The 12,213-nt window shown below is 46.3% G+C and carries 8 protein-coding genes; 7 read left to right on the forward strand and 1 reads right to left on the reverse strand.

Translation table 11 applies throughout. The features are described from left to right. The first annotated feature begins 357 nt into the window (after positions 1–357). The gene (locus CIK96_RS08615; protein ID WP_094440350.1) at positions 358–1,707 is read left to right on the forward strand and encodes an ATP-binding protein; all 1,350 of its coding nucleotides are present in this window, start codon (positions 358–360) and stop codon (positions 1,705–1,707) included. On the opposite strand, the gene CIK96_RS08620 is transcribed toward CIK96_RS08615, so the two are convergent. Continuing rightward, complete coding sequence (locus CIK96_RS08620; protein ID WP_094440351.1) at positions 1,650–2,639, reverse strand: alpha/beta hydrolase; 990 nt, start codon at positions 2,637–2,639, stop codon at positions 1,650–1,652. The genes CIK96_RS08615 and CIK96_RS08620 overlap by 58 nt on opposite strands. Before the next feature lie 273 nt (positions 2,640–2,912). Between CIK96_RS08620 and CIK96_RS08625 the strand changes: the two genes are divergently transcribed. The 6 genes from CIK96_RS08625 (at position 2,913) to CIK96_RS08650 (ending at position 11,954) form a co-directional block, all read left to right on the forward strand. Next, complete coding sequence (locus CIK96_RS08625) at positions 2,913–4,916, forward strand: glycoside hydrolase family 2 protein (protein ID WP_094440352.1); 2,004 nt, start codon at positions 2,913–2,915, stop codon at positions 4,914–4,916. 21 nt (positions 4,917–4,937) lie between these two features. Continuing rightward, on the forward strand, positions 4,938–6,929 hold the full coding sequence (locus CIK96_RS08630) for a transglutaminase domain-containing protein (protein ID WP_094440353.1): 1,992 nt from the start codon (positions 4,938–4,940) through the stop codon (positions 6,927–6,929). A 45-nt stretch (positions 6,930–6,974) separates the two neighbouring features. Further along, complete coding sequence (locus tag CIK96_RS08635) at positions 6,975–7,694, forward strand: copper homeostasis protein CutC (RefSeq protein ID WP_158214851.1); 720 nt, start codon at positions 6,975–6,977, stop codon at positions 7,692–7,694. A gap of 398 nt (positions 7,695–8,092) precedes the next feature. After that, the gene (locus CIK96_RS08640) at positions 8,093–9,298 is read left to right on the forward strand and encodes a BamA/TamA family outer membrane protein (RefSeq protein WP_094440355.1); all 1,206 of its coding nucleotides are present in this window, start codon (positions 8,093–8,095) and stop codon (positions 9,296–9,298) included. Further along, a complete protein-coding gene (locus CIK96_RS08645; protein ID WP_094440356.1) occupies positions 9,298–10,983 on the forward strand; it encodes a phosphoethanolamine transferase in 1,686 nt (561 codons plus the stop codon). Before CIK96_RS08640 ends, CIK96_RS08645 begins: the two co-directional genes overlap by 1 nt. A 14-nt stretch (positions 10,984–10,997) precedes the next feature. Beyond that, positions 10,998–11,954 carry a PCMD domain-containing protein gene (locus CIK96_RS08650; protein WP_254047121.1) on the forward strand — a complete coding sequence of 319 codons (957 nt, stop codon included), beginning with the start codon at positions 10,998–11,000 and terminating at the stop codon, positions 11,952–11,954. Positions 11,955–12,213 lie beyond the last annotated feature (259 nt).

The following is a 12,213-nucleotide window of genomic DNA, read 5'->3' on the forward strand; positions in this document are numbered from 1 at the left end:
TGGTGGTCGAGTGGTAACAAAAGTGCAATATCGCGTGTGCGCATGCACGCGACGTCTCCTATTTCATAGAAAACGCATCCTTTGCTTTTTTCTCCAAATATATAGCTTTTGCAGCATACTAAGAAAACAAGCAGCTATTACGCATCAGGCTGTATGGCAGAAACATGCTTAGGAATTTTGTGATTTTATAGTCTAAAAACTACGGAATTTTGTGATTTTACAGCCTAAAAACCACGGAATTTTGTGATTTTATAGCCTAAAAACCATGGAATTTTGTGATTTTATAGCCAAAACGCTTGGGAATTTTGTGAAAAACAAGTATCTTTGCAAACAAAATAGAACCAAAAAGTATTGATTATGAAGCTTTTGCAAAGAAAGATTGACAGCATTCTAAAAGAATGGAAGAAAAACGAGAACAGACTTCCTCTTATCGTCAAAGGTGCACGACAAGTGGGAAAGACAGCTTCTATCTTGCAATTTGCCCATAGCAACTACAAAAATGTGGTAGCCATCAACTTCGTATTGCAACCCAAATACAAAGCAATATTCGAAGAAGGTTACGAGGTGGATGACATCATCAGAAATCTAACACTTATCGATCCTGCTCTGAAGATTGAACCTACAAACACTCTTATCTTCTTCGATGAAATGCAAGACTGCCCAGCCTGCGCCACCAGTCTGAAAGCCTTTAAGATAGACGGCAGATATGATGTTATCTGCTCTGGCTCGCTGATGGGCATCAACTATCAGGAAATAGAATCAAATAGTGTAGGATATAAAGAAGATTACACCATGCATTCCATGGATTTCGAAGAGTTTTTGTGGGCAAAAGGTTATGACTCCTCTTTCATAAATAGTCTATACGACAAAATGACTACCGTCACTCCACTTACTCGTATAGAGATGGATATTCTGGAGAAGATATTCCGTGAATACATGACCATTGGCGGCATGCCTGCTGTGGTCAACCAGTTTGTCTCTAACAAAAACTTCAGTGGTACACTCAAAATGCAGCAACAACTTCTGCTCGACTACGAAGAAGACATTACCAAATATGCACACGGACTCGACAAAGGCAGAATCAAGAATGTCTATGACCACATCACCGTATTCCTTGGACAAGACAATAAGAAATTCCAAATAAGTAAAATTGCCCGTGGAGCGAGAAACAGAGAATATGTGGGAACCATTGAATGGTTGCGCAATGCCGGTATCATCAACGTATGCTATTGTTTGTCACAACTTACCCTTCCATTGAAAGGCAATTATGATCCCAAAACCTATAAACTCTATTATAAAGACACAGGATTGTTGGTTGCATCACTCGACGAAGAATCACAAGAAGACCTAAGGACAAACAAAAACTATGGCACATACAAAGGTGCTATTTATGAAAACATCGTGAGCGATATGCTTGTCAAACAAGGATACAACCTGTATTTCTATCGCAATGAGAAATCCACTATTGAGATGGACTTCTTTATCCGCGATGCCAAATCACTCATCCCCGTAGAGGTTAAAGCCACTGACAATGCCACTAAATCACTGTCAAAACTGACAGCGCAAGATGGAAAATATCCCGACATCCGTTACGGCATCAAACTCTGCAACAAGAACATAGGATTCAATGGGAAATACTATACGTTTCCCTACTTTCTCACCTTCTTGCTCAAAAGATTGCTGAGCACAAACTCCCTCACACGCTGAGTATATTCCTGATGATGGTCACGATAGGCATGCGCATGGTCTGACCCTGTTGCCACATAGATGGCTTTGCGACCGTGTGTCTTTGCCTCGTAAAGGGGTTTCAGCATGCGATAAGGCACGAAGTCATCGCAGTCGCCATGGATAAAGAGCATCGGTTTCACACTCTTGCGCACCTGGTCGATCTGTCGGGCTTCGTCAAACGACCAGCCATAACGTGCCTTGCAGAGCCACGACGTGGTAGTCATCAACGGAAAGGCGGGCAGTCCAAACTGGTCTTTCAACTGTGCAGCAAACTCATCCTTCACCGAGCTGTAGCCACAGTCTTCCACGAAACACTCCACTCTATCGGGTGTTTGCTCTCCAGATAGCGCCATCACCGTGGCGGCCCCCATCGAAATGCCATGAATCACCTGACGCGTTGACTGCCCGTCAGCAAAGATGCCATCAGCCACTTCCGACCAACGCAACACATCCCAACGGTCGTTCCACCCCATCTGTATATGGTCGCCCTCACTTTCGCCGTGGGCATAGAGGTCGGGCAATAGTACATTGAATCCCATATCATGATTGTAGAGATAGGCAATATGGAGCATACCCTCTGCCCTCACCTTATAGCCATGCACCACCACTGCCGTGCGGTTGGTGTGTTTCGGCGCATAGAGGTAGATGGCATGGGCACGATAGCCCGATGGCATCGTGACAAAGGTATCTTTCACACAGTGGTTCTGATAGACAGAGTCCATCCAGTGTGTCGTCCACGGACATTCGTCTTTGATGCGGTCTTGCCAATGTTCGGCACTGTTACGCTCTTGTTGTGGATAGCCCAACGAATAGTCGATCATATAACTGCTGGCTCCTGCCAGTATCAATGCCACCAGTATCAAAACAATGGCAACCGAGACTTGGAAGCGTCTTTTCTTTCTCTTTATCATTGCGTTACAATCTTTATTATCTTTGCTATTTCATTGGCGAAGATACAACATTTCATGCAAACCTGTATCATCCTCACTCATATTTTATAATATCTTCACAACCGCAAGAGTCTTTCCACCATCTCTTGTCATCGGAATTATTCGTTTCTATCATCAATAACCAAAAACACCTAAACGATAAAGAAACAAACACGAATGCTTGGTATTCACAGACAAATAGTGTAACTTTGCATAAGACTATTACTATTCCCAACAATAACATACCACACTAACATGAAAAAAGTATTATTCCTCTTGTTTCTGATTGGAACAACTTTCACTGTATCTATATCAGCTTCTGTCAATATACCATTAAACGATGGATGGCTTTTCAACCGTGGCTTTCAAGCTTCTTCTGGAATGACAAAAGTAAACCTGCCACATACATGGAATGCAGAGGACGGAATGTTTGGCAACACCGATTACTATCGCGGACTGTGTAACTACACCCGTAAACTGCAACTCCCTATCCAATACCAAGGGAAACGCATATTTCTGAAAGTCGGTGCTGCACAAACAGTGGCTGATGTCTTTGTGGATCATCATTTTGTAACACAACACAAAGGCGGATATACGGCATTTGTGGCTGAGTTGACCGACTTTATCAAACCAGGAAAGGAGAGTACATTGGAGATTCGTGTCAATAATGCGCCAACTATGGATATTGCACCTATATGTGGTGACTTCAATATCTTTGGCGGTCTATACCGTGGTGTAGAACTGATAGTGACCGATGATGTTTGTATTGCACCTGACTATTATGCAAGTTCTGGCGTGTTTTTCACTCAAACAGAGGTAACAGAAAAGAAAGCCGCATTGAAGATAGAAACGCTACTTTCTTCAAAAGAAACATCACTGGATGGTTGCGAAGTGGAATTTCAGTTATACGACAGGGGGAAACAACTTCGTCGCTTGGTCTGCAACGAAATATCAGAAGGGAACAAGGTGGTAATGACCACTACAATAGACAATCCTCACTTGTGGAATGGAGTGAAAGATCCGTTTCTGTATCAGGCTGTTGCCATATTGCGAAAGAATGGACGAGAAATAGACAGGAGGCAGGAGGCAATAGGATTCCGCTATTATCACGCAGATGCAGATAAAGGATTCTTTCTGAATGGAAAGCCATATCGACTCAATGGGGTTAATATGCATCAAGACAGGGCAGAAATTGCCACAGCACTCCATCAGTACAACCATGACGAGGACTTGGATATCGTTCAGGAGATGGGATGCAATGCTATCAGACTCAGTCATTACCCCCAATCCAAATACCTACACCAACAAATGGATCGTCGCGGATTGGTAGCATGGGCTGAAATTCCTTTCGTCAATGTATATGTCACAAACCCCAACTATGACGAGAACCTACGTCAGCAGTTAAAAGAACTGATACTACAAAACTACAATCACCCATGTATCTTGTTTTGGGGACTCTTCAACGAAATCAACTCTGGATGGTTAGACCGCCCTTCTAAAATGGCAAAAGACCTCCATGACTTGGCACATCAATTAGACCCTTCACGCCCAACAATGGGGGCAAGCAATCAAGATGATGATTTCAACGGCACACCCGATTTGATTGCATTCAACAAATATTTCGGATGGTATGACGACAAAATGGGAGAAATTGGCAACTGGGCTGACAACGAGCACCGCAAACACCCAGAAAGGAAAATGGGTATCAGCGAATATGGAGCAGGCGCATGCGTATTCCAACAAACAGATTCATTAATTCACCCAGACCCATTAGGACAATGGCATCCTGAAAACTGGCAAACCTATTACCACATCAGGAATTGGACTGAACTACAGAAACGCCCATACCTCTGGTGCAACTTTATTTGGTGTATGTTCGACTTTGCTTCTGCTGGTCGTAGAGAAGGCACCATTCCTGGTCGCAACGACAAGGGACTGGTAACTTACGACAGGCGCACAAAGAAGGACGCTTATTATTTCTACAAAGCCAACTGGAACAAAGACGATCAATTTGTGTACATCGCAGGAAAGAGAAATACACTAAGAAGCTGTAAAACCACTACTATACAGGCATTTAGCAATAGCGGCCCTGCCAGTTTGTATATCAATGGAAAGTCTTACGGACAGGCATTTCCTGACAACGTTAATGTGTTACAATGGAAGGATGTTACACTGGACACTGGTGTAAACACTATCGAAGTAAAAAACAAACACAGTAAAGACACATGTACATGGGTATTGTCTGACACCATTGACTAATATCACTTCACAACGAAAACGATGAAACACCTACTGATTACTACAGTGGCACTGATGACATTGGGAACTAACGCAATGGCACAAACTGAAAACGAATGCCTTGACTTCCTCTATCAGCACATGCCCACACCCGACAGCGTGGATTACCCCAAATCTTATTGGCGCAACCAAGTGCGACTCGCACTGAAAGCCAGAAAGACCATGCCCTGGGGACAAACCGTACCCCTATGGGAATTTCAAAACTTCGTACTGCCCGTGCGTGTCAACAACGAAGCACTCGATGAAGCACGTGCCATCATTTATAAAGAACTGATGCCACGACTGAAAGGAATGACTATGGAGGAGGCGGCACTCGAAGTCAACCACTGGTGTCACGAGAAAGTAAGCTACCGACCAAGCGACGGCAGAACCGCTGCACCACTGGCTACCATGCGCAACAGCATAGGGCGCTGTGGCGAAGAGAGCACCTTCACTGTGTCTGCCATGCGTAGCGTGGGCATCCCTGCACGACAAGTATATTGCCCACGATGGGCACACACCGACGACAACCATGCATGGGTTGAGGTGTGGATTGACGGTAAATGGCGATTCTTGGGAGCATGCGAACCTGAAGCCACGCTCGACAAAGGATGGTTCAACTGGGCGGCAAGTCGTGCCATGCTGGTAAGGGCATTCGACTATGAAGGCAACAGCATCTCTACCACCACGACATACGCTCCAGTCAAGACACTCAACGTGAAAGTGGTGGACGAGAACGGAACGCCCATCAAGAATGCCACCGTAGATTTCAGGCTCTACAACTATTCGGAGTTTTATCCCTTGCATACTGCAAAAACAGATGCAGAAGGATGCGCTGCGTTTCAAACCGGATACGGCGATCTGCAGGTATGGGTGAGCACTGGCGATAGATACGGAGCTATGAAGGCTGATGCCTACACCACAACCATGACCATCACCCCCAATCGCAAAACAGGATGCGAATGGACTGAGCAATACGACTGGCATGTGCCGACAACTGTACTTCAAGAACCTGACCGCAGCATTGTAGATACAGTCAGCGCAAATGGAAGACGACTGATGCGCGAAGACAGCATACGCGCTGCCTATCAGCAACATACTTTCTACAAAGGACAAGACGAGACGCTTCGCAAAGCGCGTAGCAACTGGAAGGTAATAGAACGATTCATCAAGGAGAACCACCCCCATACGGCTCTCGTGCTGAAAGGCCTCAACGAGAAAGATCTAAGCGACGTGACGATTGATGTGTTACACGATGCCTGCCTCATGAACGAAGAGGCTTTAAAATGTGGCGGTGTGCGCATCTCTACCGAACACCTCCGTCCCTTTGTGGCTTTCCTGCAAAAACAACTGCCGAAGATGACCGCTAAGGAATGGATCAACTGGGTGGAACAAAACATTGCTGTAGATAACAGCAAAAATCCAAAACAGCTCTATACCTCAGTGGTGGGTATCTATAACAGCAGACGATGCAACGACCGAAGCCGCGAACTCTTTACCGTTGCGGGCGCACGGGCATTGGGCATGAAAGCGGAACTCGACCCACTGGGCAAAGCAATGGTGGCTGACAACAACGCTACAGCAACAAGCGGATGGCTCAGACTTGCTAACAAAGAAGAGAAAGTAGAACAGGTTGCAATGGGCACACTACAACTGGATGTGCCGAAAGACATCATGTACTACCATGGCTACACCATTTCGAAAATGGTCAACGGACGACCCACACCACTCGACTATGCAGACGATGACCCTACCGTAACAGGCAAATTCCGCGAAGGATTGATGTTGCCTGAAGGCGACTATCTACTCACCACGGGCACTCGACTGAAAGGCGGCGATGTGCTTACCCATAGCACCATGTTCTCGTTGAAGGCAGGAGAGACCAAGAAGGTGAACGTACTCTTCCGCACCAGTCAACACAGTGTGAAGGGCGACTTACAACTCGACGACAGCGAAATCAACTCAAATGCCACTTCCCATCAGAGTGCACAATAACGCTGGGGTCTATTCATGAGCATTCACTATTCATTCAATAAAAATATGATATTAGAACTTTGCTGTGAAAACATCGAGAGCGTAGAGGCTGCTGTCCTTGGCGGTGGCAATCGTATAGAACTGTGTCGCAATTTGGAAGTAGGCGGACTGACTCCCGATCGCGAACTGACCCGTCAGGCGGTGAAACGCTGTCATGAAGGCGGTTTGAGTGTGCAGGTATTGATTCGTTCACGTGGCGGTGATTTCGTCTATACCGATGACGAAGTGGAACAGATGGCTGAAGACATACGCATGGCTATCATCGACGAAAAAGCTGACGGTATCGTGATTGGAGCACTCACCAAAGAGGGTGACATCGACTTGGAGGCTTGTCGCAAATGGATGGACATGGTGCGCCAACCAGACGGCACCTTCTCTTGCGAAGTGACCTTCCATCGTGCTTTCGACAGATGCCGTAACCCGATGGAGGCTATCGAACAGATTGCTGCCATGGGATGCGTTCGTATGCTCACATCGGGTCAGCAACCCACAGCGGAAGAAGGTATTCCCCTACTCCGTCAACTCGTAGAGAAAGCCAAAGAACTGTCTGTGAAATATGGTCATCCGTTCAACATCCTATGTGGTTCAGGTGTTACAGAAGTGAGTGCACCCATCATCCTGCAAGCCACAGGAGCTACAGAGATTCATGGTTCACTGCGCACTGGACGTGCAACAGATGTAGAAAAGGTTAAAAAGGTGATGGCATTTATGGCTGAGCAAGGCTAACCGCTCATCACTTCCCATCATCCTGATAATAAATAGGAGGGAATCTCACATACGAATTTATCATGACTTTATGGTTGTTTGTCAAATATATACACTATATTTGCAACATCTCTGTGGGTTCTGCATGGTAACCACAATCCTTCATCATCATACTATTATAGTGGCAGACCAACAGGGTCTGCCACTATTTGTCTAATCCTAATCGGTCATTAGAGTTTGGTACGCGTAATGGCGAAACATCATTCGACTTTACGCTATTCTTGTTCTAAAAGGATGTTTTTAGAAAAGAAAAGCAGAGGATTGTGACAGATATGAAAAGAAAACGCTATATTTGCAGTCAGCTTTCTGCCGATTGCACAAAGGATCTGCAATACGGCAAAATGATATAAGACATACTGATGAAAAGAACAAAAAGACATAGTTTCCAACAGCTATTTGTTTTCCTGTTGACGCTCTGCATGGCGATGACTACAATGCAAACGACAGCACAAAACACAGATACTGACGCTGCCACCGTCCTACAAAACGACAGCAACACAATACGGAAGAAAGGACTGGTGGGCAAACTGATGCAATATCTGGCAGAGAGCGACAAACCAGACCCTAACAAGAAGATTGACTTCGGCATCCTCGGCGGACCACACTACAATAACGAGACAGGACTGGGACTTGGCATTGTAGCTTCTGCCACCTATAGTGCCGACCGCAGCGACTCACTGTTGGAACGGTCCAACGCTTCACTCTACGGCGACATCACTACCAAAGCCTTTATGATGGTGGGACTTTCCGGCAACCACTTCTTCCCCAAACGCCACTTCCGACTGGACTACACCTTATATGCCTATACCTTCCCGTCGTATCTCTGGGGATTGAGTTATCCACAGAGCGACAACGATGACAACAAAAGCAAATACAGTCACGACAAACTGGAAGTGATGACACGACTGTTGGCACGCCTGAACCGATATTCGTATGTAGGTCCTATCGTGCGCTACCAATTGGTGCATGCCTATAAACTGAAAGACCGCGCACCACAACTGCTTGAAGGTCAACCCATGACGGTCAACGACATCGGTGTGGGATTGAGCTATACTTTAGACTCTCGAGACTTTATTCTCAACGCCTCCAAAGGTTGGTTCTTACAACTCGACCTCATGACATCGCCCACTATGTTGGGCAATAAGCACACCTACTATTCGGCAGAACTGCAACTTGCCACCTACCGCAAAGCATGGCGTGGCGCCATCATAGCAGCAGAAATACACACCCGACAGACAACAGGTGAGGTGCCTTGGTCATCGCTCTCTGAAGTAGGATCAGGCAGAAGAATGCGTGGCTACTACGAAGGACGCTATCGCGACAAAAACGTGATAGACGCACAGATAGAACTGCGACAACATGTATGGCATCGCAACGGCATCGTCGTATGGTTGGGTGCCGCAGAGGTATTCCCTCGTTACAGTGAGATGCGCCTGAACCGCATCTTACCCAATGCAGGTATAGGCTACCGCTGGCAGTTCAAGAAGGGAGTCAACGTGCGACTGGACTATGGCTTCAGTCGTAACGGCACAGGATTCATATTCAATATCAACGAGGCATTCTGATGATGAAACAAAAGACTATCAACAAACTGTTTTACTTCTTCCTCACAGTACTCATCCTGCCTAACATCATACAGATCTATACCGAAGGACTTGGACTGTGGGGCAACATGGTGAATATCATCGCACCAATAGCCTTCTATATACTGGCACTAACCGTGGGACGACGTATAGGTCGCACGGTCATAATCCTCTTTCCCATCCTATTCCTGGGTGCCTTCCAACTGGTACTGACCTATCTTTATGGTCGTGGTCCTATTGCTGTGGATATGTGGCTCAACCTCGTCACTACCAATGGAGACGAGGTGGGCGAACTTCTCTCACAACTTTTGCCTGCCGTCGGTTGGGTGGTCATCATCTATGTACCTACCATCATCCTCGCCATCACGCTATGGACGAAGAAAAGGGATTTAGACCATACATTCGTGAAACACTGGAGAAAGAGTGGATTCATCATGGCTGTGGCGGCTATTCTACTGACCACAACGGTGACAATCTCCACAGACTTTATACCTACCAACAGCATTTTCCCACTGAATGCCTGCTACAATTGCACCTTAGCATTCGGTCGAGAGAAGGCATCGGCAGAATACCATAAGACTTCTGACCATTTCACTTTCAATGCCAAGAGTACGATAGACCCGACAGATACTACACGCCAAACGATTGTCTGTGTGGTGGGTGAAACAAGCAGATCCGACAACTGGCAACTCTATGGCTACCACCGCCCCACCAACCCATTGCTGACAAAACAGCAAGGACTGACGGTGTTTTCCAACTATATGAGTCAAAGCAACACGACCCATAAGAGTGTGCCGATACTGCTGTCGTTGGCGTCGGCAGAGGATTTCAATATCCTGTTTCGTACCAAAGGCATCATGCAGGCTTTCCGAGAAGCAGGATGGCACACCGCATACATCTCCAACCAACAGCGCAACCACTCGTTTATTGACTTCCTCGGCGAACAGGCTGACGACTGCATCTTCCTGCACGATACAGCCAATGGAGGCAGTAAAGCCATGACAACAGATAGCGATGTGCTGACTCCACTCCGAAAACAACTGGCGAAAGACTATCACAAACTCTTTGTCGTGGTACATACTTATGGTTCACACTTCGACTATACCGACCGCTATCCGAAGTTGATGGCACACTTTCTGCCCGATTCTTACAATGGAGCAAAACCACAATACCGACAGATGATGGTAAACGCCTACGACAATTCCATACGTTTCACCGACTGGCTATTACACCGTATCATCAGATTGGCTCAACAGCGAGGAGGCGCTACTGCCATGCTCTTTACCTCAGACCACGGAGAAGACATCTTCGACGATAGCCGCAAACTATTCCTCCATGCCTCACCCTATCCGTCATTCTACCAACTGCATGTGCCGATGGTGATATGGATTTCTGAGGTTTACACCAAACAGTTTCCCAACGAGGCTGATGCGCTGCATCGCAACAGCCAGTTGCCAGCATCCAGCAACTGTGTGTTTCACACGCTGCTGACCTTGGGCCACGTGGCAACAACCTACCGCAACGATACGCTGTCGCTGGCAAGCCGGCGGTTTATGCCCCAACAGAAACGCTTCTTCCTCGACGACCACAACACGCCAAAAACCTACGAGGAATGTATGCAGGAAACGGATATAAGACTCTTGAAACTTAAACACATCATAAAATGACAAAGGCCATACTCATGAAAGCGGGCGCCATATTGGCGCTGACTTTGACCGCTACGACAAATGCTAACGGCCAGAACATTCAACCTATTAAATATGGTGATATGAACCAATGGGTGACACGCCATGTGAAAGAGAGTGCTATCATTGGTGGAAACACCAAAACCCTCTACGAGATAGCGCCTGCCAAAACGTGGAAACAGAATGCACCATACACCAACTGGGGCGGTTCGCCTTGGGGTACGTCAAACGTGATGGCGAAGGTGTCGGGCATTACAAAAACCAACGTATCGGTCTATAGAGACAGTCATCCGGGACATGGCTTTTGTGCCAAACTGGTGACACACATCGAGACGTGTAAGGTGTTGGGCATAGTCAACATCAAAGTATTAGCTGCTGGAAGCATCTTCCTCGGCGAAACTCTCGAACCCATTACTTCGACCTCAAACCCTATGGCAAAACTCGATGCGGGTATGAAATTCACCGGAAAACCCAAAGCACTGGTGTTCGACTATCGGGTGCAACTATCGGGACACCCCAACCGCATCAAGGAAACGGGATTCAGCAAAGTGAAAACCGTGGCAGGCTTCGACATGGCAGACTGCGTCTGTTTGCTACAAAAGCGATGGGAGGATGCCAAAGGCAACATCTGGGCTAAACGTGTAGGCACTATGGTGGTGCGCTTTGCCAAAACTACCAACGGATGGGTGGAGAATGCATCTTTTCCCATCCACTACGGTGACATCACCCGACAGCATTTCTACAAACCCTATATGGGACTATTAACAGGAAATGACATAAAATGGGCAAAAAACTCGAAAGGCAAGATGATGCCTGTGAAGGAAATAGGATGGGCTACTGCCAACGAAGCACCTACCCACATGATTCTGCAGTTTGACTCCAGCCACGGTGGTGCCTATATCGGTTCGGTGGGCAACACCCTTTGGGTGGACAACGTAAGAGTGGAGTATTAAGAATACAGAAAGAAAACATAATTTTCTTTCTGTATTCTGCTCACTTAATCGTACCTTTGACCTGTCGGTCTTAGGTACTCGCGTTCGATAATACAAAAGAAAAACTTAATTTTCTTTTTGTATTCTACTCACTTAATCGTACCTTTGACCTGTCGGTCTTAGGTACTCGCGTTCGATAATACAAAAAGAAAAACATAATTTTCTTTTTGTATTCTGCTCACTTAATCGTACCTTTGCAATAGAAAACTACTAAAAAGAC

The organism is Prevotella sp. P4-98 (genome assembly GCF_002251405.1).
Classification (GTDB): domain Bacteria; phylum Bacteroidota; class Bacteroidia; order Bacteroidales; family Bacteroidaceae; genus Prevotella.

Excerpts from the sequence above, each read along its gene's own strand:
- CIK96_RS08640 (WP_094440355.1), top strand. The coding sequence starts at position 8,093 with ATGAAAAGAACAAAAAGACATAGTTTCCAACAGCTATTTGTTTTCCTG.
- CIK96_RS08645 (WP_094440356.1), top strand. The coding sequence starts at position 9,298 with ATGATGAAACAAAAGACTATCAACAAACTGTTTTACTTCTTCCTCACA.
- CIK96_RS08615 (WP_094440350.1), top strand. The coding sequence starts at position 358 with ATGAAGCTTTTGCAAAGAAAGATTGACAGCATTCTAAAAGAATGGAAG.
- CIK96_RS08625 (WP_094440352.1), top strand. The coding sequence starts at position 2,913 with ATGAAAAAAGTATTATTCCTCTTGTTTCTGATTGGAACAACTTTCACT.
- CIK96_RS08630 (WP_094440353.1), top strand. The coding sequence starts at position 4,938 with ATGAAACACCTACTGATTACTACAGTGGCACTGATGACATTGGGAACT.
- CIK96_RS08620 (WP_094440351.1), bottom strand. The coding sequence starts at position 2,639 with ATGATAAAGAGAAAGAAAAGACGCTTCCAAGTCTCGGTTGCCATTGTT.
- CIK96_RS08635 (WP_158214851.1), top strand. The coding sequence starts at position 6,975 with ATGATATTAGAACTTTGCTGTGAAAACATCGAGAGCGTAGAGGCTGCT.
- CIK96_RS08650 (WP_254047121.1), top strand. The coding sequence starts at position 10,998 with ATGAAAGCGGGCGCCATATTGGCGCTGACTTTGACCGCTACGACAAAT.